Here is a 22,528-nt window from a genome sequence, read left to right on the forward strand (position 1 = left end):
ATGAGTTGGGTAGTAATGGTCGACCGGAGCGACAGATCGAGGCCAAGAAAAGTCAACGATAGCAGGCCAACTAAGGCTCGGCTGCGCAGCAAACTGTAAAAAACCCCAGTCTCAGACTCGTTCTATCTTGGCCACCGCGGGCAGCGCATGCAGCCGGCGCAGCACTCGACTGAGCTGGGTTCGACCGGTCACGGCCACCAGCAGACTGACCCGCGAGGTAATCGCGTCAATATCCTGCATTTGGATACTTTCGATATTGGCTTCGGCATGTGAGACCGCATTGGCGACACTGGCCAAGACACCTCGGACGTTGCTCAAGTCAATGCGCAAATCGACCAGGAACTCCCCTTCCATCGATTTTTCCCAATGCAGATGCACACAACGATCTGGATCGTGGCGCAGGTCGGCGATATTGCGACACTGTTCGATGTGCACCACCATGCCCTTGCCTTTGGACATCACGCCGACAATCGGGTCACCCGGTATCGGCCGACAGCACTTGCCATACTTGATGCGCAGCCCTTCAGTACCCTGAATCGTGAGGCTGCCTTGAGGCGAGGTGAGGGTATCGCCTTGCGACAATTGCAAGAGTCGGCGCGCGATAATATAGACCGGCTTTTGGCCGCTGCCGATCTCTGCAAACAGGTGCTCGGCATCCTTTAGATTCGACTCGAGCAAGACGGTGCTGATGGCCTCGCCTGATACCGCTTCAAGGTCAGTGCCAAAATTGCGCAGCTGGCTGTCGAGCAGTTTTTTGCCCAAGCCGATGGCGTCCTGCTGCTCCATGGTGGCCAAAAAGTGGCGGATATTCGCCCGTGCCTTGGCGGTAAAGACGAAATTGAGCCAAGCCGGGTTGGCGCGCGCACCGGGTGCGGTAATCACCTTGATCGAATCACCGCTGATCAACGGCTGGCTCAGGGGCGACAGCTTGCGATTGACCAGGCAGCCGACACAGGCGTTGCCGACATCAGTATGCACCGCGTAGGCAAAGTCGATCGGGGTCGCGCCGCGCGGCAGCTCCATGATTTCACCCTTGGGGGTGAAGACATAGATTTCATCGGGGAAGAGGTCAATCTTAACGTTTTCGATAAACTCCATCGAATCGCCGGCGCGCTCCTGCATTTCCAACAAATTCTTCACCCAACGCCGGGCTCTGGCGTGCGTTTGGCCGCCTTGGGTGTCGTCGGTTTTGTACAGCCAATGCGCGGCGATGCCGTGATTGGCCATGTCTTCCATATCCTGGGTGCGAATCTGGATTTCAATCGGTACGCCATTGGCACCAATCAGGTTGGTGTGCAGGGATTGGTAGCCGTTGGTTTTAGGTACGGCTATATAATCTTTAAAACGATTCGGCACCGGCTTATAAAGATTGTGCACCGAACCCAAGATGCGATAACAGGAATCGACCGAGTCGGTGATAATCCGAAAAGCATAGACGTCGAGAATTTCTTTCAAAGATTTGCGCTTTTCGCGCATCTTTTTATAGATCGAATAGAGATGTTTTTCCCGGCCGCTGACCTGAGCTTCGATGCCTTCCTGCAGCAAGCGAGTTGCCAACGCCTCCTCAATATGCCGGACAACCTCTTTGCGGTGCCCCAACTGCTTGCGCATGGCAGAGCGAATCCGAGTAGCACGCAATGGGTAGATTGATTCAAAAGATAGATTTTCTAGCTCAATCCGCAGATCATTAATGCCCAGCCGCAACGCAATGGGGGCATAAATCTCGAGGGTTTCACGCGATTTACGGCGCTTCTTTTCCGGCGGCATCACGCCCATAGTGCGCATATTGTGCAGGCGGTCGGCCAACTTGACCAGAATCACGCGAATATCCTTGGACATGGCCAGGACCATTTTCTGGAAATTCTCGGCCTGCTCTTCGACCTTACTTTCGAATTCCAAATGGGTCAGCTTGGACACGCCATCGACTAGATCGGCGACACCCTGGCCAAACTGCTCGACGATCGCCTCCTTGGATACGGCCGTGTCTTCGAGCACATCATGCAGCATGGCGGCCATCAGACTCTGATGATCCATATGCATTTCGCTGAGGATATTGGCAACCGCCAAGGGATGGGTGATATAGCGTTCGCCACTGCGCCGCATCTGACCTTCATGCGCCTGCTCGGCGTAAAAATAGGCCCGTTTGATACGCGCCACCTTTTCCGGTGACAGGTACTCATTTAGGCGCTCAGCGAGATCGTGTACGGTTGGCAAGGAAAGTCCAAACTGGCTTATGAAGCTTCAGTGTATTCAAACCCATTCAAACGGCAATAAAAAACCGGGCAAAGCCCGGTTATTTTAGTGCGATCCTGTCTTTAGTCTTCGATCTCGTCGAGAATAGAAGCATTGATCTTGCCTTCGGCAATTTCACGCAATGCAACGACCGTTGGCTTGTCATTACCCTGCTCAACGAATGTTTCTACTCCATCGTTCGAAATCTGGCGCGCGCGCTTGCTGGCAACCATGATTAATTCAAAACGATTCGCAACCTTATCTAAACAATCTTCAACTGTAACGCGTGCCATGGTGATCTCCTGTGAGCTCGCTGGTGCAAGCCGGGCGATTGTACGGAAATTAGACGGTTTGGCAACCGGCATGATGGCTTAGAGCCCTTATCCGCATAAATTAAGCTTGGCCTAGGTCAATAGCTGCATAATCAGACCTTGATGACGCTGCTGCTGCTGACTCATCACGAGGCGATTGGTGGTAAAGATCGCCGCCAGCTCGTCCAACGCTTTGTAAAAATCATCGTTAATAATCAGATAGTCGAAGTCGCCGTAATGCGACATTTCGGAGACCGCGTCGAGCATGCGCCGACTGATGACGGCCGCGCTGTCCTGTTGGCGTTTTTCCAGTCGCTCCTGCAAAGCCGCTTTCGACGGTGGCAAAATAAACACGCTCCGGCAGCCTGGCATCAGTCGGCGCACCTGTTGCGCGCCTTGCCAGTCGATCTCGAGAATCACATCGTGCCCCGCATCGAGCTGATGTTGGACATAGGCCTGTGAGGTGCCGTAATAGTTATCGAAAACCTGGGCATGCTCCAAAAATTCGCCGCGCCCGACCCGCTCGACAAAGTCTGCGGGGCTGGTGAAGTGATAGTGTGCGCCGTCTTCCTCACCCGGCCGCATGGCGCGAGTGGTATGGGAAATCGACAAGGTCACGAACGGCAGACGGGCGATCACCGCATTGACCAAACTGCTTTTGCCGGCGCCACTGGGGGCGGCAATAATATAAAGGATACCGGGGACGATAGTTGCCATGAAAGGGACCTGAGCTCTGCTGTAATAGGGATAATCGGGCGATGATAGCAGGGCTTGAAGGTAAGTTCCTGCCTAAAGCCATGCTAACCTCAATTGATCCACTGCGCAGCGTATTGAGCAGTGGTCCCGGCCATCGGGAAGGTTTGCGTGGCTATTTGACGGGTGCCTTGCTGCTGTTAAAAGTATCGTGTTTCTCGACAGTGGTGCCCAGACGGTCAAGCAATCCGACATCGAGCACCGGCGACGCGTCGATATGCTGTGCATCCATCATGTGGGCGACGCGCTGCAGTGAGGCGATAATCATCATCTGTTCCCACTCGTGTAAATCACCAAACTGGCGCGCGAATTGATACTGCAAAGGCATGGGCGCCGACTTGAGCACCTCCTGTCCGGCGTCCGTTAACAGTGCAAAGACCTTGCGTTTATCGGTACTGGAGCGCGCCCGCTCAACCAGGCCACGCTTTTCCAAGCGATCGATGATGGTAGTGACCGTCGCCTGACTTAAATTAATAATGCCCGCCAGACCTCCGATAGTCATCTCGCCCCGCTCTCGAATAGTTTTCAGCAGAATGATCTGCGGAGCGGTCAGCCCCGTGGTCTTGGCCAAATGCTTAGAGTGCAGATCGGTGGCGCGAATAATTCGGCGCAGCGCCACCAGGACTTCGTCAACTTTTTCCATAGATTGCTCGTTAAATGCTTTATATATCAAATTGAAATTATACCTCAAGCGTCGCTAGAGCCGACACCGCTTAAGGCTTTTAGCATATCTTTAGCCTACGATGAATTCTGACATTGCAAACAGCCCTGAAATTTTATATTACTTAGTGTACTATGCTTTCTTTTTCGGCAAATTCAATTCATAAATCGAAATTATCGGCATTTTTATGGCATAGGGCTAAACTCTATGATTAGCGTCAGGGAAAATTATTTAGATGCATAAATAATGAGCTCTAACTAAATATCGAAAGGACCCCAACATGATTAGCCTGCATCTCCCTACATTAAATGACGGCTATGCTGTTCATCGATTAATCAAGAGCTGCCCACCGCTGGATGTAAACTCCGCGTACTGCAATTTTTTGCAATCTGGTCACTTTGCCCGAACCTCAATTCTTGCCAAAGCGGGCGATCAATGCGTCGGCTTTATCAGCGGCTATGTTAAGCCGGAAGATGCCAACACCTTGTTTATCTGGCAGGTGGCGGTGAACGACTCTGCGCGCGGTAAAGGCCTGGCCAGCCAGATGCTGGACAGCTTATTGCAACGCCCTAATCTGCATTCGGTGCAATACCTCGAAACTACAATTACGGCAGAAAACAAGCCATCTTGGGCTCTTTTTACCCGCCTAGCCAGGCGCCTCGAGGCGGAATTGAACAAGATCGACTATCTAGATAAGCAGACCCATTTTCAGGGCGACCACGAGAGTGAGAGCCTGGTGCGCATCGGACCTTTTAATGCCTAATCCATCCTTTGGAGAACATATGACTATTTTTGACGAATTTGAATCCGCGGTACAATCTTATGCCCGTTCTTTTCCCTGTATTTTTAACCGCGCCAAGAACGAACTGCTCTACGATGAAGCGGGCAATGAATACCTCGACTTTTTAGCCGGTGCCGGCACACTGAACTATGGTCACAACAACGACCTCTTTAAAGCTCGCTTGGTGGAATACATCATGGCCGACGGCATCACCCATGGCCTGGACCTGCACACCAAGGCCAAGGGCGAGTTCTTGGAAGCCTTTAACGAGCGCATCTTAAAGCCGCGTAACCTCGATTATGTGATGCAGTTTACCGGACCTACCGGCACCAACGCGGTTGAAGCCGCGCTCAAGTTGGCCCGAAACGTCACGGGCCGCGAGAATGTCATCTCCTTTACCAATGGTTTCCACGGCGTCAGCCTAGGCGCCTTGGCGACCACCGGCAATTCGCATCATCGCGGTGCCGCCGGCGTTAGCTTGGGTGGCAGCAGCCGCATGCCTTACGATGGTTACCTGGGTGACGGTGTCGACACCACTGCCTACCTCGACAAGGTACTGGGCGACTCCAGCAGCGGAATCGACTTGCCGGCCGCGGTAATTGTCGAAACCGTTCAGGGCGAAGGTGGCATCAACGCCGCCAGCGCCGAGTGGCTGCAGCAGTTAGAGAGTGTGTGTCGCAAATACGACGTCCTGTTGATTGTCGACGACGTTCAAGCCGGTTGTGGTCGAACCGGTACTTTCTTCAGCTTTGAAGAATCGGGCATCAAGCCGGACATAGTCACCATGTCTAAATCCTTAGGAGGCTATGGCCTACCCTTCGCCATGGTAATGATCAGACCCGATCTGGATCAGTGGAAGCCCGGCGAACACAACGGCACCTTCCGTGGTAACAACTTTGCCTTCGTCACCGCCAAGGCGGCCCTGGATGAATATTGGGCCGACGATCGTTTCGCGAAAGACATACAACGCAAAGGCGAGTATGTTGAAAAGCGTTTAGCTCAAATGGCTGCAGCCTATGGCGATGGGAATTTCTCCACCCGCGGGCGCGGTATGTTTCGAGGCCTAAACTGTGTCGACGGCGATCTGGCGTCAAAAATCACCCGCAAGGCATTTGCCAACGGTCTGATGATTGAAACCAGCGGTGCCGACGACCAGGTTGTGAAAATCTTATGCCCACTCATTATCACCGATGCCAACCTGAAGAAAGGTCTCGACATCTTGGCCGCAGCGATTCGCGATATTTGCGCTAAGGAGTCCGAAATGCCGGAAGAATCAGACTATTTCGACAACGTTCAGCTCGTCGAACCTGAATTGACCGCCCTGGCCAGCTAATCTAATTAGGCGTCTGTGGCCTAAGGCCCAGACGCCGCCTAGGAGTATCTATGATCGTTCGTAATATGATTCAGGCTGAACAGCAAGGCCGGAAAATAATGTCACCCGATGGCAACTGGGACAGTACCCGGTTGCTGTTGAAGGAAGATCAGATGGGGTTTTCATTTCATATCACCACCATCTATAAGGGTGCAGACTTTCAAATGCACTATCAGAATCATTTGGAATCGGTCTATTGCATCAGCGGCGAAGGGGAAGTTGAAACCCTAGCCGATGGTCAAAAATATCCAATAGCACCAGGTACGCTTTACATCTTAGACAAGCACGATAAACATATCTTGCGTGGGTTCTCAGAGATGAAAATGGCCTGTGTCTTCAATCCGCCGTTGAACGGCAAAGAAGTGCATAACCCTGACGGCGCCTACGAGCTCGAAGCCGAATCGATCGACCAGTAAGCCAACGTCACGTTGGAGAAGGAACGGTTCCTCGACGGAACACTAGACTCAGGGGACAAGATGCACACCATTGAAAAGATCGGCGGTACGTCGATGAACGATTATGCCTCGGTACGAGACAATATCGTATTTAAGCCGTCGCGTTTTAAGCATTATTACAATCGGGTTTTCGTCGTCAGCGCCTATGGCGGTGTCACCGATAAGCTGCTTGAGTTCAAAAAAAGCGGTAAGGCGGGGGTGTTTAAACTCTTTGCCAGCAGTATGGAAGATGACAGCTGGCTCGACGCCATCACCGCTCTGAATGCTGATTTACATCAGATCAACGCCCAGCTGTTTGGCGACACAGAGGCGCTGGTCGAGGCCGACCAATTTATTAACGACCGGATCATCGACGCGCGCCAGTGCCTGCTCGACTTGCAGAGCCTATGCCATCACGGCCACTTCGCACTGGACGCCCACCTGGCGACGGTGCGCGAAATGCTGGCCAGCCTAGGCGAAGCCCACAGTGCCTGGAATACGGCTAAGTTGTTGCAACGCGATGGCGTGAACGCCTGCTTTATCGACCTGACCGGTTGGCGCGCCACAGAGCATATGTCGCTCGATGAGCGTATTCAAAAAGCCTTTGCGAGCATCGACTTGGCCACTTCGCTGCCCATCGTGACCGGCTATGCTCACAGTGAAAATGGCCTAATGTCGTCGTTTAATCGCGGGTACAGTGAAATGACCTTCAGTCGCCTGGCGGTACTGACCGACGCGACGGAAGCGATCATCCATAAAGAGTTTCACCTCTCAAGCGCCGATCCGCGCCTGGTCGGCGAAGCCAAGGCCGTGCCCATTGGCCGCACCAATTACGATGTCGCCGACCAACTGGCCAACCTGGGGATGGAAGCCATACACCCAAAGGCGGCCAAAGGCTTGCGCCAAAGCAATATTCCACTGCGCATTAAAAACACCTTTGAGCCAGAGCACACCGGCACCCTGATTACCGGCGACTACGTCAGTGATGCACCGCGCGTCGAAATTGTCGCTGGCACCAAGGGCGTCTATGCCTTGGAAATTTTTGATCAGGATATGGCCGGACTGTTCCATATCTTCGACCCCAAGATTGTCACCATCATTAAGCGCTACAAGGCACATATTGTCTCCAAAGACATCAATGCCAACTCGGTCACCCACTATCTGACGACCAACCTAAAAACGGTTAAGCGGATTCGCGCTGAATTGGAGGAAACCTTTCCGGAAGCCGAAGTGGATCAGAAGAAAGTCGCCATTGTCTCGGTGATCGGTAGCGACCTTAAAATAAACGGTTTGTTGGCTCAGACCGCCTTGGCCATTTCCTCAGCCGGCATCAGCATACTGGCCGTGCACCAATGCATGCGCCAGGTTGATGTGCAGTTTGTGATTCAGGAAGAAGATTACGCCAACGCGGTTAAGGCCCTACACCAGTCCCTGGTCGAGATCCACGACCATGGTCGGGCTATCTGTTTGGCCTCCTAAGGGCTGGCAGAACGCGGATCTTTAGAACTCGCCCTTGGTTCGGAGCCGAGGGCGGGCCAGACCTCACTCTATATTTTGTACCTGTTCACGCATCTGCTCGATCAGCACTTTCAATTGGACCGCCGAACGGGTGATGTTTTCTTTGCTTGCCTTCGAGCCCAGGGTATTGGCTTCGCGATTGAATTCCTGCATCAGAAAATCCAACTTGCGGCCGACCGGGCCGGACTGCTTAAGAATAACCTGAGTTTCCTTGCAATGACCGTCGAGCCGATCGAGTTCCTCGGCCACATCGGCCTTTTGGGCCAGCAAGACCACTTCCTGTGCCAAGCGTTCCGGATCGAGCTCGACGCCCAGCCCTTGCACCTTGGTGCGCAAATTGGTTCGCAGGGTCTGCAACCATTCCGGTATTTCCTGCCGAATTTCGGCAACCAGGGTAGCGATCTCACTGACGCGCTGCAAAATCGCCTCGGCCAGTACCTGGCCTTCGCGCCGACGACCGTCGAGCAAGTCATCGAGCGCGTCGTCAAAGAGCACCAGCAGGCTCTCTTGCACTTGCTCTACGTCGAGTTCGGCGTCGATTAAGATGCCCGGATATTGCAGCAGCTCGAGCGGATTGAGCGCAGCGCTGTTGGCCACTTGCGCGTCAATCTTGGCCAAGGCCGCCAAGACCGAGCGGAGCCGGTCGGGATCGATATCCAAGCCCTGCTCGCCGCTGTTCAGATAAAACTTCACCGTAATCTCGACCTTGCCGCGCTGAATTTTTTGCTTCAGACGGTCGCGCAGTTTCAGTTCCAAGGAACGCAGGGTGTCATGCAGACGGAAGGTGGGTTCGAGATAGCGTTGATTGACCGATTTGATTTCGACTGACAGGGTGCCAAAGTCGAAGCTCTGTTGTTTGCGTGCAAACGCCGTCATGCTATGGGTCATGGGGTCTCCCCTTGCGGGTGAATCGGACCGGGCCGGCCGGCCCGGTCAGCGTGGGCCTATTGGGCCAATGCTGCCTGCTGCAAACCACACAGCTCGCTGACGCCCTTGGCCGCTAGGGCTAACATGGCGCTGAGTTGCTCGGGCGTGAACGGTTCGCCTTCGGCGGTGCCCTGCACTTCGATAAAGCCGCCCTGAGCGGTCATCACCACGTTCAGATCGGTTTCCGCTGTGCTGTCTTCGGCATAATCCAAATCCAGTACCGGGGTATCTTGCCAGATGCCCACCGAGACCGCGGCGATGGCATGCTTGATCGGGTTCTTCTTCAGGGTGCCGTCGGCCAGCATCTTGTTGATCGCGTCGGATAGGGCGACAAAGGCGCCGGTGATCGAGGCGGTGCGGGTGCCGCCGTCAGCCTGGATCACATCGCAATCGAGCACGATGGTGTTTTCACCAAGCAGATCCATATCCAGCGCAGCGCGCAGCGATCGACCGATAAGCCGGCCGATCTCGACGGTGCGACCAGTCTGTTTGCCACGCGCGGCTTCGCGTTGATTGCGCGTGCCGGTCGAACGCGGCAGCATGCCGTATTCGGCCGTGACCCAGCCCTTGCCCTTACCCTTGATGAAACGCGGCACGCCGCTTTCGACGCTGGCGGTACAGATAACCTTGGTGTTACCAAAGCTGACCAAGACAGAGCCTTCAGCATGGATCGTGAATTGACGCTCGATGGTGATGGCGCGTAATTGATCGGTTTGACGGCCGCTTGGACGCATGGTGACTCCTAACAAGATGGGTGAACAAAGAGCGGAGGATTATATAGGCGTGCCACCTGAATCACCACCAAGCAAAGGACTATAGACCGAGGGCCGAATAAGCACAGGCCCGGCTCAGAGCCGATCACATACCATGGTGTGGGCCCAGGCACACGAATATTTACCGCCCGCCCGGTTGTACCCGAGCCAGTTGTCCCTATCATATAGGGTACTGTTGATGAATTTAAGGATCACCCGACCATGACGGCGACCAACCCGCTGCTCGAGAATCACGAATTACCACCGTTCGAACTCTTCGAACCGGCCCATATAGCGCCGGCAATGACCGCGTTGATCGATGCGGCCAAGGCCACCATTGCGGCCAAACTGGACCAACCCGGTCCTGCCACCTGGGGCACGGTGATCGAGCCGATTGAGCAGCAGTCGCGCCTGCTCGATAACGCCTGGGCCCTGTTCGGTCATCTCAACAGTGTGCAAGACTCGCCCAGCCTGCGCGCCGCCTATGGCCTGGCACTCAATCAGATAACCGAGTTTTCGACCTGGTTGGGCCAGCATCCTGGGCTGTTCAAGGCCTATGAGCAGATCCACCAGCAGCCCGAATTCGCCACCCTGGCGCCCGCCGAGCAAGAGGCGGTGCGCCAAGCATTGCTCGACTTTCGACTCAGCGGCATCGACTTGCCGAGTGACCAGCAGCAGCGTTACGCCCAATTGCAGAGCGAGCTGGCCCAGTTGCAGCAGAAATATTCCGAGCAGGTGCTCGATGCCACCCAGAGCTGGACTAAGGCCATCACCGAGGTCAGCGATCTGGCCGGTTTGCCGGCGTCGGCCTTATCCACCCTGGCCCAATATGCCCGCCAAAAGCAGCTCGACGGTTGGTTAATTACCTTGGAGGCCCCGTCATTGATGCCGGTACTCACCTATGCCGATTCCCGTGCGCTGCGCGAAGAGGTTTATCGCGCCAACGTCACCCGGGCTTCTGAGCTGGGGCCGGACGCCGGCAAGTTCGACAACGGTCCGGTGATGACCGAGATTCTCAGCAAACGCCAGGCGCTGGCCGAACTGCTCGGTTATGGCAATTACGCCGAGGTCTCCTTGGCCACCAAGATGGCCGATTCCCCGGCGCAGGTCATCAGTTTCCTCGATGAGATGGCGGCCAAGGCCTATCCTCAAGCCCAGCAAGAATTCGCCGAACTGGCCGATTTTGCTCGCCGCGAGCTCGGCCTAAACGATCTGCAACCCTGGGATCTGGGCTATGCCTCGGAAAAACTGCGCGAGCAACGTTATAGCATCTCCCAAGAGGAGTTACGGCCTTACTTCCCGGCACCCAAGGCCCTGGTCGGCCTGTTCGAAACCGCCACTCGGCTGTTCGATGTCACCTTCGAGCCGGCCGAGGATTATCAGTCCTATCACCCCGATGTAACCCTGCACAACGTCTATGAAGGCGGTAAGCTGGTCGCACGCTTCTATCTCGATCTCTATGCCCGTGCCGGCAAGCGCGGCGGCGCCTGGATGGACGAGTGCCGGGGTCGGATGCGCGTCAACGACGGCGTGCAACTGCCGGTCGCCTATCTAACTTGCAACTTCACCCCGCCGGTCGATGGCAAGCCCTCCCTATTGACCCATGATGACCTGGTCACCCTGTTTCATGAGTTCGGTCACGGCCTACAGCATATGCTGACTCGGGTCGAGGTTAAGGCCGTCGCCGGCATTAATGGTGTGGCCTGGGATGCCGTGGAACTGCCCAGCCAGTTTATGGAAAATTGGTGTTGGCAAGAGGCCGCTTTGGCCTTTATTTCGGGCCATGTCGATAGCGGTGCCGCCCTACCCAAGGATCTGCTCGAAAAACTGCTGGCGGCAAAAAACTTCCAGAGCGCCATGGCCAAGGTCCGCCAGCTGGAATTCAGCCTGTTCGATATGCATCTGCACATGCACGCGGGTGACTTTTCCAGCTCGGCGATTCAGGCGGTACTCGACCGAGTCCGAGCTGGCATCACGGTGCTCCCGGCGATTCCGGACAATCGCTTCCAAAACGGCTTTGGCCACGTCTTCGGCGGCGGATATGCCGCTGGCTACTACAGCTATAAGTGGGCCGAAGTGCTCAGCGCCGACGCCTTCAGCCGTTTTGAGGATGAGGGCGTGTTTAACGCCCAGGCTGGGGCTGACTTTCGCGAACTCATTCTCGGCCTCGGCGGCAGTGTGCCCGCGGCCGAGTTATTCGAACGTTTCCGCGGTCGCGCGCCGAGCATCGAGCCACTGTTACGCCACAATGGTATCGCCGTCTAAGCCTCTATCGGTCAGTGCTGCGCAGGCCCGGCGCGAAAATGCGCTGGCCTGTCGCCCGCCGGCCGTTTACAGTCGAGTATGTTTTGTCTATTGAGTCAGCCCAGCATGGCAACGATCCGCGAAGTCTCAGAAGTGGCTCAAGTCTCGAGTGCGACGGTCAGCCGGGTCGTCAACGGCAACAAATGGGTGTCCACCGCAACCCGCGATCGAGTTCTGGCTGCCATGGCCGAGCTGGGCTATCAACCCAACTCCTTTGCCAGGGCCTTGGCGACCAATAGGTCGGAAACGATCGGTATGGTGGTGGGTGATCTGGCGGGATCCTTCTTTGGTGGCATGATGCACTCGGCTGAGCAAGAGGTGCGCAAGGCTGGCAAACATCTGATTATCACCAGCGGCCACGACAGCATAGAGAGCGAACGCGATGCCATCGATTTTCTGCTGCAGCGCCGGGTTGATGCCCTGATTCTGCACCTAGATGTTATGTCCGACGAAGACCTTATCGCCCTCAATGCTAAGGTTCAGGTGCCCATTGTGTTGGTAAACCGACGGGTGCCGGAATTGGCTGGGCGCTGTGTCTCGCTCGATAACGAACTGGGCGGCTATCTGGCCACCCAGCACCTGCTCGAACTCGGTCATCGCGCCATTGCATGCATCACCGGGCCGCTCTATAAGGCCGATGCCCGGGCCCGACTGGCCGGCTATCGGCGTGCTCTGGAGCAGGCCAATTGCGACTATGATGAACACCTGGTGATTGAATCGAACTTCACGGAAAGTGGTGGCCAGGCCGCGGCTGCTCGCTTGCTCAGTCGACAGATTCCCTTTACCGCCCTATTCGCGCAAAACGACCATCTGGCCATCGGCGCCATGAACCAATTGAAAACACAACAGCTGCGTATTCCCGGGGACATCAGTCTGGTCGGCTATGACGACATGGTGATGGCGCCCTATGTCGAGCCGGCGCTGACCACGGTGGCCATTCCAGTCAACGAATTTGGCCGTCAGTCGGCCCTGCTGGCGTTAAACCTGACCGGCCCCCCTGACGTCCAGATCACCCACCGCTTTAAACCGACGCTGGTACTGCGCGACAGCACGGCTCGTGCCGTAAAAACCCTGTAATCGCTTACAGTACGGCGCAGGCTAGGGTGAGTAATAACGCCTAAGTGGCCTGCGCCGGCTTTCTCAATATGACCCAAAAAACGCCTAATCCCTGGCCCTACACTGCTTTAATGACCCGCATGGGTGGAAAATCTATTGACAGGGTTGAGGCATAAAACTAGGCTAGCATGTAAGCGGTTACAGCCGATGATAAGGCCTGCTTTGACAACTTTGCTGGCGTGCCGAGCAACGGAAAAACCAATGGCCTTATCGGACTGTTCCCTGCACCCAATGCAACAGCTTTGCCCTACGCCCGATCTGCTAAATCGTTGGGCGGGCTCACCTAAACAACAGCAACAGAAAAGGACAGTAGAGTGAACTTTAATATTCCAGCGACCAGTAAATTGCGCGATAAAACATTTACCTTTGGTGTGGCCACGGCCTCATTCCAAATAGAGGGCTCGAGCGCGGCCGATGGTCGCTGTGAAAGCATTTGGGATCGGTTCTGTGCGACCCCGGGTAAGGTCTTGCATGGCGACAATGGCGAACCGGCCTGCGATCACTATCGCCGCCTCGAACAAGATCTTGACCTGATCGAGTCGCTCGGCGTCGATGCCTATCGCTTTTCCATTGCCTGGCCACGGATCGAGCCCAGCCCCGGCGTGTGGAACGAAGCCGGTTTCGCCTTCTACGAGCGCTTAGTCGATGGCCTGATTGCCCGTGGTATCAAACCCTTTGCCACGCTTTACCATTGGGATCTGCCGCAATACTTGGAAGACCAGGGTGGCTGGATCAACCGCGAGACCGCCTATAAGTTCGCCGTCTACGCCGATAAGGTTAGCGCCCGTTTAGGCAATAGGGTGGCGTCCTATGCGACCTTTAATGAACCCTGGTGTTCCGCCTTCTTAGGCTATCGCTTTGGTATTCATGCGCCGGGCCTGAAGAGCGATCGATTGGGCTTCCAGGCGGCTCATCATCTGTTACTGGCCCACGGTTTGGCGCTACCGGCGATGCGCGCCAATGCCCCCAAAGCTCAGCACGGAATAGTGCTCAACATGACCCCCTCCTACGCCAACAGCGACAGCCCTGAGGATCAGTTGGCAGCTGAGTTTGCCGATGCCGAAAACACCCACACCTACCTACAGCCGTTGTTGCAAGGCCGCTACCCGACATTAGTTTTCGCTCAACATCCGGACTGGGCACCGATCCAATTGGCCGAGGATCTGGCCATTATGGCCGCGCCGATCGACTTTCTCGGCATCAACTATTACACCCGTGGGGTCATCGAAAAAAGCGATAGCGGCGATTACCAGACGGTGCCGCAAGCGGACGCTAAAACGGACATCGGTTGGTCCATCTACCCGGCCGGCCTAACCGACCTGTTGGTCGATTTGAACGCACGCTATAGCAACTTACCACCGGTCTTTATCACCGAGAATGGCGCCGCCGACAACACCGAGCTGGTTGCTGGTGCGGTGCACGATACGATGCGCACCGACTACTATAACCAGCATCTCAATGCGGTGCACCAGGCGATCGAGGCGGGCGTTGATATACAGGGCTATTTTGCCTGGAGCCTAATGGACAACTTTGAATGGGCATACGGCTATAGCCAGCGCTTCGGTATCGTGCATGTCGATTACCAAACCCAGGTGCGCACCATCAAAACATCTGGCAAAAGCTGGCAACAATTTCTCGCCGACCGCTAACGCCTAGTCGCCCTGGGTCTGGCTGGGCAGGCTCAGATGAATCTGCAAACCACCCAGATCTGACCGGCGCATCGACAGTTGCCCACCGTAGCTGTCCACGACTGCCCAACAGATATGCAGTCCGAGGCCGTGATGTTCGCTCCCGGACTCATCACGGCTGACACCGCGTTGACTTAACTGCTCATAGTCTGCGGCCGACAGGCCCGGGCCGTCGTCCTCCACGCTGCATTCCCAACCCTGTCCGTCGGCCCGCGGCGCAATCGACACGGCGACCAGCGTGGCCGCGAAACGCCAGGCGTTGTCGAGCAGATTGCCCAGTAACTCGAGCATATCATCGCGTTCGAAGGGCATCAGGCCGGGCGGTAAATTCAACTGCAATTCGATACCATTGGGGTTTTGCCGCGCCAGCAATTGGCCAATAACCGGCAGATCGGCGCGCGGATTAAAGCGTTGGCCCGGGCTTGGGTTACCGGCAATGGCGGCGCGCCGTAATTCACGCGTCACCAGGCCCTGCAACTGCTCATATACCGCGAGCAGGTCCGTGCTCGCGTCGGGATGCTGTTGCGCCAGCCAACGCAGTTGCTGCAAGGGTCGTTTCAGTTCGTGCGCCAGATTGCCGACCGCCGTGCGGCTACGTTTGAGCTGTTTGACCGATTGCTGCAGGGCATGTTCGATTTCCGTTACCAATCCCGCGATTTCCAATGGGATGGCCGACGGGAAAACCAACTCAGCACCGCCCTGCATGGCCTTAAGCGATTGTTGAACATCGTTAAAGACGCTCATCTCACGGGTAATAATGAATTTTTGCAGCAGTAACAGGAGCGCTATGGCCACCGCAAGCAGGGCCAATAGACTCAGTTCGAACCGACGCTGCGCGGCGCCTAGGGGGGTGATGTCTTCGGTGATCCAAATCCGCAGCGCTTGCTGCTCCTTTTCGACCCGAAGCTCCAGCGAGAGCCATTCTTGATCTTTCGGGCCATCCCAATGCGCCAGAGTTGGCGCTGGCCTAGCCCGCCTGTCAGTCTGGTTGCGAAAGGGTGCTATATCGATATCCCAGAGCGAGCGTGAGCGAATCACCTGGTTCGGCGTGGTGATGGCAAAATAGTGCCCGGAGTAGGCGCGCTGGTATAGCTCGGATACCCGCGTCGGATCCAGCTGCAGCTGTTGGTCGGGATCGAGCACCAAGGCCGCCAGCAAGCCTTCGGCATCATGCAACAGGCGGGCGGCGACAAACTCCTTGGTCAGCTGTTGCAGACCCAGATGCACCAGACTCAAGACCATCAACAACACCACGAGCAGACCCCAGAATAGATGCCGGCGCAGGCTGCGTTCTAGCGATAGGGCCGGTTTAGTCGTCACAAGGCTGGCCCGCCATCAACTGGAGCTGGCTGCGCGGCGGTAAAGCTATAGCCCTGGCCTCTTTTGGTCGCAATGGCCGTCTTGCCGAGCAATTGACGCAGCCGGTTAACATAGACTTCGATCACATTGCTGTCGCGCAACATATCCTCTTCATAGACGTGCTCGCTGAGCAGCGTCTTTGAGAGAATCACGCCCGGGTTCATCATAAAATAACGCAGCAGGCGAAACTCGATACCGGTCAGGGCATGACATTGCCCAGCGCCATCGGTCACGGTCTGCTGATCATTGTTCAGGCGCAATGGGCCGACCTGCAGGTCACTGTGGGTGATGCCATGGCGGCGGCGGATCAGCGCAGCGATACGGGCCAATAGCTCCTCTATATGAAATGGCTTACCCATATAGTCGTCCGCACCCGCCTTGAGGCCATCGACCCGTTCATGCCAGGCGTCCCGCCCGGTGAGGATCAAGACCGGCGTACTCACCCCCGCGGCGCGCCAATTGTTCAGCAGGGTCAGTCCACTTTTGCCGGGCAGCCCTAGGTCGAGCACGATCAAATCCAAGTGCCGATCGGTCCCGGCGAACTCACCATCGATACCATCGCGGGCGATCTCTACCGCATAACCCTGTTGTTGCAGTTCGGGTTTGAGCAGGTCAATAATCTGTGGGTCGTCTTCGACCAGTAATAACCGCATCGATCAGTCCTCGATTTCAAAGCCTAAGCTGAGCCCGGTTCGCGCATCATAGCGATATTCACGCACCACGCCGTCGGCGTCGAGCAGTTCCAGCTCATAGATCCAGCGGTCGTCTTCGCGCTCCAACTCGATGTCGAGCCACTCCTGCTCGACCAGCTCTGGGTGCAAAGTGACCAGCTCGATTACCGCCAGCACGTCACCGCGCGCGACCAGCTCCAGAACTTGGTCCGAGCCCAAACGGGAGTCGGCCTGCGCCAGACTCATGGCCAACAAAAAGATCATGCCTATCGGCCAAGCTCGGCATTGGGCGCCTATTGTCATCGGAAAAACCTCGCGCGATTGAACAAATCAGTAAGCATAGATCGCCACCCTGGGTTCAGGGGACACGACGTTGTTTTTTACCATTAAGCATCGCCCGAATGAGATTTTCACCGTGCAGATAGCTGCTGAGCAGCACGGCGGCGACATGCACACCAATGGCGAGGATCAGAAGGCTGGCCATAATCTCATGCAAATCCTTAATCGGTAAAAACTCCCATGCCATTAGGGTGCTTTCGACGAGCGGGCCGTTGCCGTCAAAGCCGGCCAAGAGCATGCCGGTAAAGGCCATAAAGGCCAAGCCCAAGAGCAGACAGATGATCATCAGACCACCGGCCGGATTGTGGCCGAGATAGTGTTTCGGGTTGCCGGCCTTAAGTGCTAGCAAATAGCCTTTGATGGCTGCTGGGCGCGTCACAAAATCACTGAAGCGGGCGTGGCGACTGCCAACAAAACCCCAAACAGTGCGCACTCCGATCAATACGACGATGGCATAACCGCTCCATTCGTGCAGCCAGTCTAACTCGCCACCGGTCAGGTAAGATAGGCCAAAAAACACCACCAGCGACCAGTGAAACACACGGACCAATAGATCCCAGACGAGAACCTCTGTTTCGGGTAGAACTGTCATAACGCAACGCCTCTATGCTGAATTAAATTAGCATACTGGGTTAAAGCTAAATTGAAGCTTAAAATAGGCGGTTAGATCCAACATAACCCGGTCCATTTTTGTTAACGCTTGAGGTTGCTATGCCCCATTTAGAACAACACAAATCGCATCGTATTGGCTGGCTACGGGCTGCCGTGCTCGGCGCCCTTTCGGCCCGGGCAGGTGGCGCAGCCATGGCCAAGGGTGCTCTGCGCGTGGGTTTTTGGGGCGCACTGGCCATGCTGGTCACCGCGCAGATTGGTCAGTTTTTCGGGGTGGCCGCCTGATCGGCCGCACTTTTCGGGTCCACGACACCCGTTCGGACCGGAGCACAAGACTCCACCCCTCGAGTGAAGGGTCACTTTCCGCTACACTTGGGTTATCGACTGAGAAAATATTGCTCTGTGCCTTCGGTTGGAATAATTGAGATCTAATGCGATGCCCTTGCTTGTGCTCTTGGCTTGTTACTTATTTGCGGCCCATGCCGTTGCCGCGGCTCCGGCCAGCGGTGAGCGCTGGCAGCAAATTCAACAACCTCAATTCAACTTGATTTTTCAGGCAAAGATCGTCGCCGAGGCAGAGCGGGTCGCCGATGCACTCAATCAATATCTAGCCAATCATCTCAGCGAAATGCCCCTCGATCGACCGATACGGCCTTTCTCCTTAGTACTCCACGCCAACGCCCACAGCTCGAATGGGTATGTTGGCCTGAGACCCTATCGGTCCAATTGGTATAACAAGCCGGCGGCCTTCTCTGGCCTGGAGTGGTACGACACCCTAGCGGTGCACGAAGGCCGCCATCTGATCCAATTTAATCAACTCAATGACCTACCCCTGGCTCGGGCCGCACGCGTTATCACCGGTGATACCGGCTTGGCGGCCTTTGCCGTGGTTGCCTTGCCCAATTGGTTTCTGGAAGGGGACGCGGTAGTCGCCGAAACGACTCAAACCCAGGCCGGTCGCGGTCGCAGGGCGGCCTTCGATCTGTGGTTTCGGACCGATGCGTTGAGTCACGCCCCCTATTCCTATGAACGGGCTATGTTAGGCACCGGTTTCGATCGGGTGCCCTACCTCAGCCCCTATCTGCTCGGCTACTATTTCACCGCCTATCTGCGCACCGAATACGGTTCCGATCTATTCGACCGCGCCATTGGCCACCTGGGTCGCTGGCCCGGCTTTACCTTTAATGGCGCGATCGAACTAGAGACCGGTGAAGGGCTCGCCTACCATTATCAGGCGATGATGACCCAGTTACGGCGCCAATGGCAGCAGCAGCTGGATGCGCTGAGCCTGACACCGGTCACCGTTCTGTCGACCTCCCCAGGAGACCATTGGCAAAGCCTCTATCCGCTGGCGCTGGCAGACGATGGCGTGCTGGCGGCGCAGGTTGATGCCGCCGAGGGTAACTTCTTGGTTAAGATTCAGGCCCAACAGGTCACTCGACTCACCGCCATCCCGAACGATGTCGCACGCAGCTTCAGCTCCGAGTCCAAAACCCGAGTTATTAGCAGCACGCCACAACGCAGCTGCTGGATTGCCGAGATACCCGATCGCCGCAAGCCGCTGATGGCGACCGGCGAACTGGTCTGCTGGCAGCACGATACCGGTCTAGTACAGCTCACACAGGGTGAAAAACTGACCGCCGTGGCCCAATCGGCCGAGGGCTTTGTGGCCCATCGCTTCACCAGCGCACGCACCAGCGAGCTGGTGTTGCTCGGGCCGACCGGCCAGCAACTGAATAGCATCAGGCTCGCGGCACACAGCTTGGCGCACGATATCAAATCCACCGCAGACGGCTGGATCTTCGTGCTAACCGGCAGCGACCGGAATGGCATCTACCAGGTCGCGGCCGACCTAAGCGGTTTGGTGCGCCTGAAGGCGCTCGATCATGAGACTGTGCGCTCACCCCTGTTAACCAAAAACTGGCTGGTCTACCAATCGGATCGGACCGGCATCGACCAACTGATGGCGCGCTCGCGCAGCACTGGCAAGGAGTATCAGATTAGCAGCCGACCCTTTGGCAGCTATTACCCGCTCTGGGACTCGCGCCAGCAACGCCTGGTGTTTGCCGATTACAGGGCCCAGGGTCAGCAGGTGGTCAGCGTACCCTTCTTCGATAGCGCAGCGCCCCAGGCGGATTGGCAGGCGGCCGAAACCCTGCCCAGGGCGACCCTCTATGCACAGGCCCTGATCCAGCCCACAGTCTTGCTGCCCGAGCGCAGGCAGGCCCTGGAGCGGAGCGATTATCCGGTCATGGCGCAACTGTGGAATCCGCACAGCTGGTGGATCAATCTGGAGAACGACCTGCTCATGGGCACGATCCATTCCGATGACGCACTCGGCAAGCTGAGTCTGACCGCCAGCGCCGGCTATTACCTGGCGGCGGACGATTGGCTGGCGCGGCTCGACGCCCAGTATCGCACCGCTCCGGGGCCGACGCTCGGCGTGCTGCTCGACCGGCAGCTGTTGGCGAATCTGCTGCCCAGCCAGAGCGCTGCGGTCGGCGTCAGTCAGGTCTTTACGGACCGCCGAGGCGCTTATCGCGCGCAGTGGACCCCGTCGCTGGCGCTGCAATTAACCCAAGCGCAGGGCTCTGCATCAACATCCGCTCTGTTGGCTCAGCTCCAGTATGGCCTGGCGCACGACCGCCCGCCTCACTCCCTGGCGAACCCCGTTGCGCTCGATCAACGGTGGGCGGCACGGTCAAATCTAGCGGGCACGCAATTCGATGGAGTCAGTCAAACCGGCCTCACCGTTCCAGGCCTGTCCCGTCGTCACGCCGTCGATTTGGGCGTCGATGCACAAGCCTTACAGAGCAACGCCCCACTGTTACTCGACAGTCGCTTGTTCGGTCCGGCCGATGCGCTCGGCTTAACGTTGCGCAGTGGTATCAATTATCGCCTCAACCTGGGCGCCGTCGGCCAAACCCTGACGTCTTTGGCCTATTGGCGCAATACCCAAGTGGCGCTGAATGGGCGGGCGCAGTATGCCGACGACCAGTGGAAAAGCGCCCTGGGCATCACATTGCAACCGAGTCTGAATCTGCTGCGCAACAGCAATCTCCTGCTCAGCCCCAGCTTGGCGCTCTATCGCCTGCAGAATGACAGCCTGCAGCTGAATATCAGCATCAGCCTAGGCGGGTTTTAGAGCCGTGCAGCCGAAGATCAAAATCGGACTCTTGAATCGGCAAGGTTGCGTTTGGGCATATCGGCGTAACTGAAATCTCAGCCTATAAAGCTGCCGGCTGTGTCGGAACTGCCGATGGGCTTGGTCTCTGGTCCGCTGTCGAGGTAAGGGCTTAGGCAATAAAAAGCAAAAATTCTATTTTTTATTTGCATACTGGTTAATTTTCCAATACAACTAACTCAAAGCCAAATGCGAATAACGATAGGGATCCGATGTATGGTACCAAAGCCCCCAAAAGTCCTTGCTGGACGCCAAAACTGGCTTAAGGCGTCAGACTTTAAGCTTGACGATTTGCAAGCGGTGCTGGCGCACAAGCTGAAGCTGTCCGATCTAACATTTGCCGACGACATCCAGCAGCAGGTGCCGCTCTATGATGGACCCGCACTGTTGGCACAGATGCACGCCGACACCAGCGGTGAACAAAGCGCTCAAATACAATCTGAGTGGCAATGGGTGTGGGAGTCCGGGCCGGGTATTCTGGTGATTAAGCAGGCCTTTGCGGATGCCCAGGTAATCGATCGGGCCAAGTCCTTGTTTGATGATATCTATCAGCATGAAAAACTGGCAGAGCGCTCCGCCACGGACCATTTCGCCAAGCCCGGTGCCAATGAACGCATTTGGAATGCCGCTGAAAAGCTCTGCGTTCAGGACCCAGAGCTCTTTGCACGCTATTACGGCAATGAGCTGCTGCGCCTGGCGGCCACCGCCTGGTTAGGGCCCGGTTACCAAATTACCTCACAAACCAACAGCGTCAACCCAGGGGGTCAGGCCCAGGTCGCGCATCGGGACTACCATCTGGGTTTTATGACGCCTGATCAGGCCGAGGCGTATCCGGCGCATATCCATCGACTGTCGCCCGCGCTGACGCTGCAATGTGCCATCGCGCATGTCGATATGCCCCTGGAAAGCGGACCGACCCTCTACTTGCCGCATTCGCAAAAATATCCGCTCGGCTATCTGCTTGCCGACTGCGCGCCATTGCACGACTACTTTGCGACCCATAGAGTTCAGTTAGCGTTGGCAAAGGGCGACCTGGTACTGTTCAATCCGGCGCTGTTTCATGCCGCGGGTACCAATACTAGCAAGGATATCAAGCGCGCCGCCAACCTGTTGCAGATCTCATCACCCTTTGGTCGGGCCATGGAAAGTGTCGATCGTGCCAAGATGAGTCGGCTGCTGTTCCCACAGCTCAAAGCCTTGGCCGCCTCCGGTGAACTCAGTGCCGCGCAGATCGATGCCGTGATCGCCGCCTCGGCTGAGGGCTATGCCTTCCCGACCAATCTGGACCTGGACCCGCCGCGCGACGGTTTGGCCCCTCCGAGTCAGCAAGCACTGCTTCGCCAAGCGCTGGCTGAGCAGTGGAGTGAGGCGGCCTTTGAGCTGGCCTTAGAACGCCATGGCGAGAAACGCACGACCTAAACTACCCACAACGATGCCGGCACTGGCGAGCGCTGCGTTTTTCGCTTCGGCGGTCATAAAAAAGCCGCCAGATAGGCGGCCTAGGGTACTCAGGG

At 56.4% G+C, this 22,528-nt stretch carries 20 protein-coding genes; 10 read left to right on the forward strand and 10 right to left on the reverse strand.

Going from position 1 to position 22,528, the window contains the following annotated elements; genetic code table 11:
* Nucleotides 1-111 precede the first annotated feature (111 nt).
* The 4 genes from REIFOR_RS16190 to REIFOR_RS16205 form a co-directional block, all read right to left on the reverse strand.
* Nucleotides 112-2,214, reverse strand: coding sequence for a RelA/SpoT family protein (locus tag REIFOR_RS16190; RefSeq protein ID WP_100258544.1), 2,103 nt, complete (start codon nt 2,212-2,214; stop codon nt 112-114).
* 101 nt (nt 2,215-2,315) lie between these two features.
* Nucleotides 2,316-2,525, reverse strand: a complete 210-nt coding sequence (gene rpoZ, locus REIFOR_RS16195; RefSeq protein WP_100258545.1) for a DNA-directed RNA polymerase subunit omega — start codon at nt 2,523-2,525, stop codon at nt 2,316-2,318.
* A gap of 111 nt (nt 2,526-2,636) precedes the next feature.
* Nucleotides 2,637-3,260 carry a guanylate kinase gene (gene gmk, locus REIFOR_RS16200; protein ID WP_100258546.1) on the reverse strand — a complete coding sequence of 208 codons (624 nt, stop codon included), beginning with the start codon at nt 3,258-3,260 and terminating at the stop codon, nt 2,637-2,639.
* Between the two features lie 151 nt (nt 3,261-3,411).
* Nucleotides 3,412-3,939 (reverse strand): MarR family winged helix-turn-helix transcriptional regulator, encoded by a 528-nt coding sequence (locus REIFOR_RS16205; protein ID WP_100258547.1) that lies wholly within the window; start codon nt 3,937-3,939, stop codon nt 3,412-3,414.
* Nucleotides 3,940-4,237: 298 nt separating this feature from the next.
* Here REIFOR_RS16205 and ectA point away from each other — a divergent pair, with 298 nt between their 5' ends.
* The 4 genes from ectA to REIFOR_RS16225 are packed head-to-tail and all read left to right on the forward strand — an operon-like array spanning nt 4,238 to nt 8,023.
* Nucleotides 4,238-4,720 (forward strand): diaminobutyrate acetyltransferase, encoded by a 483-nt coding sequence (gene ectA, locus REIFOR_RS16210; RefSeq protein ID WP_100258548.1) that lies wholly within the window; start codon nt 4,238-4,240, stop codon nt 4,718-4,720.
* Between the two features lie 19 nt (nt 4,721-4,739).
* Nucleotides 4,740-6,071, forward strand: a complete 1,332-nt coding sequence (ectB, locus tag REIFOR_RS16215) for a diaminobutyrate--2-oxoglutarate transaminase (protein ID WP_100258549.1) — start codon at nt 4,740-4,742, stop codon at nt 6,069-6,071.
* 50 nt (nt 6,072-6,121) lie between these two features.
* Nucleotides 6,122-6,526, forward strand: coding sequence for an ectoine synthase (locus tag REIFOR_RS16220; RefSeq protein ID WP_100258550.1), 405 nt, complete (start codon nt 6,122-6,124; stop codon nt 6,524-6,526).
* A gap of 60 nt (nt 6,527-6,586) precedes the next feature.
* Nucleotides 6,587-8,023, forward strand: a complete 1,437-nt coding sequence (locus REIFOR_RS16225) for an aspartate kinase (protein ID WP_100258551.1) — start codon at nt 6,587-6,589, stop codon at nt 8,021-8,023.
* A gap of 63 nt (nt 8,024-8,086) precedes the next feature.
* Here the strand turns inward: REIFOR_RS16225 and REIFOR_RS16230 are convergent, their stop codons facing one another.
* Nucleotides 8,087-8,950, reverse strand: a complete 864-nt coding sequence (locus REIFOR_RS16230) for a YicC/YloC family endoribonuclease (protein ID WP_100258552.1) — start codon at nt 8,948-8,950, stop codon at nt 8,087-8,089.
* 56 nt (nt 8,951-9,006) lie between these two features.
* Nucleotides 9,007-9,723, reverse strand: coding sequence for a ribonuclease PH (gene rph / locus REIFOR_RS16235; protein WP_100258553.1), 717 nt, complete (start codon nt 9,721-9,723; stop codon nt 9,007-9,009).
* Nucleotides 9,724-9,963: 240 nt separating this feature from the next.
* Here rph and REIFOR_RS16240 point away from each other — a divergent pair, with 240 nt between their 5' ends.
* The 3 genes from REIFOR_RS16240 (at nt 9,964) to REIFOR_RS16250 (ending at nt 14,810) form a co-directional block, all read left to right on the forward strand.
* Nucleotides 9,964-12,006 carry a M3 family metallopeptidase gene (locus tag REIFOR_RS16240; protein WP_100258554.1) on the forward strand — a complete coding sequence of 681 codons (2,043 nt, stop codon included), beginning with the start codon at nt 9,964-9,966 and terminating at the stop codon, nt 12,004-12,006.
* 105 nt (nt 12,007-12,111) lie between these two features.
* Nucleotides 12,112-13,122 (forward strand): LacI family DNA-binding transcriptional regulator, encoded by a 1,011-nt coding sequence (locus REIFOR_RS16245; RefSeq protein WP_100258555.1) that lies wholly within the window; start codon nt 12,112-12,114, stop codon nt 13,120-13,122.
* Nucleotides 13,123-13,475: 353 nt separating this feature from the next.
* Nucleotides 13,476-14,810 carry a GH1 family beta-glucosidase gene (locus REIFOR_RS16250; RefSeq protein ID WP_100258556.1) on the forward strand — a complete coding sequence of 445 codons (1,335 nt, stop codon included), beginning with the start codon at nt 13,476-13,478 and terminating at the stop codon, nt 14,808-14,810.
* 3 nt (nt 14,811-14,813) lie between these two features.
* Here the strand turns inward: REIFOR_RS16250 and REIFOR_RS16255 are convergent, their stop codons facing one another.
* The 4 genes from REIFOR_RS16255 to REIFOR_RS16270 are packed head-to-tail and all read right to left on the reverse strand — an operon-like array spanning nt 14,814 to nt 17,810.
* Nucleotides 14,814-16,169, reverse strand: a complete 1,356-nt coding sequence (locus tag REIFOR_RS16255) for a sensor histidine kinase (RefSeq protein ID WP_100258557.1) — start codon at nt 16,167-16,169, stop codon at nt 14,814-14,816.
* Nucleotides 16,166-16,861 carry a response regulator transcription factor gene (locus REIFOR_RS16260; protein ID WP_100258558.1) on the reverse strand — a complete coding sequence of 232 codons (696 nt, stop codon included), beginning with the start codon at nt 16,859-16,861 and terminating at the stop codon, nt 16,166-16,168. Before REIFOR_RS16260 ends, REIFOR_RS16255 begins: the two co-directional genes overlap by 4 nt.
* Nucleotides 16,862-16,864: 3 nt before the next feature.
* The gene (locus tag REIFOR_RS16265) at nt 16,865-17,182 is read right to left on the reverse strand and encodes a PepSY domain-containing protein (RefSeq protein WP_145980319.1); all 318 of its coding nucleotides are present in this window, start codon (nt 17,180-17,182) and stop codon (nt 16,865-16,867) included.
* Nucleotides 17,183-17,237: 55 nt separating this feature from the next.
* Nucleotides 17,238-17,810, reverse strand: a complete 573-nt coding sequence (locus REIFOR_RS16270) for a cytochrome b/b6 domain-containing protein (RefSeq protein ID WP_100258560.1) — start codon at nt 17,808-17,810, stop codon at nt 17,238-17,240.
* A 119-nt stretch (nt 17,811-17,929) separates the two neighbouring features.
* On the opposite strand from REIFOR_RS16270, the gene REIFOR_RS16275 reads away from it, so the two are divergent.
* The 3 genes from REIFOR_RS16275 to REIFOR_RS16285 all read left to right on the forward strand — a co-directional run bounded on the left by REIFOR_RS16275 (nt 17,930) and on the right by REIFOR_RS16285 (nt 22,433).
* Complete coding sequence (locus tag REIFOR_RS16275; RefSeq protein ID WP_100258561.1) at nt 17,930-18,115, forward strand: hypothetical protein; 186 nt, start codon at nt 17,930-17,932, stop codon at nt 18,113-18,115.
* 151 nt (nt 18,116-18,266) lie between these two features.
* Nucleotides 18,267-20,975, forward strand: coding sequence for a TolB family protein (locus REIFOR_RS16280; protein WP_100258562.1), 2,709 nt, complete (start codon nt 18,267-18,269; stop codon nt 20,973-20,975).
* A 255-nt stretch (nt 20,976-21,230) separates the two neighbouring features.
* Nucleotides 21,231-22,433: a phytanoyl-CoA dioxygenase family protein gene (locus REIFOR_RS16285; RefSeq protein ID WP_100258563.1), complete on the forward strand. Its 1,203-nt coding sequence runs from the start codon at nt 21,231-21,233 to the stop codon at nt 22,431-22,433.
* Nucleotides 22,434-22,528: the final 95 nt, after the last annotated feature.

The organism is Reinekea forsetii (genome assembly GCF_002795845.1).
Classification (GTDB): domain Bacteria; phylum Pseudomonadota; class Gammaproteobacteria; order Pseudomonadales; family Natronospirillaceae; genus Reinekea; species Reinekea forsetii.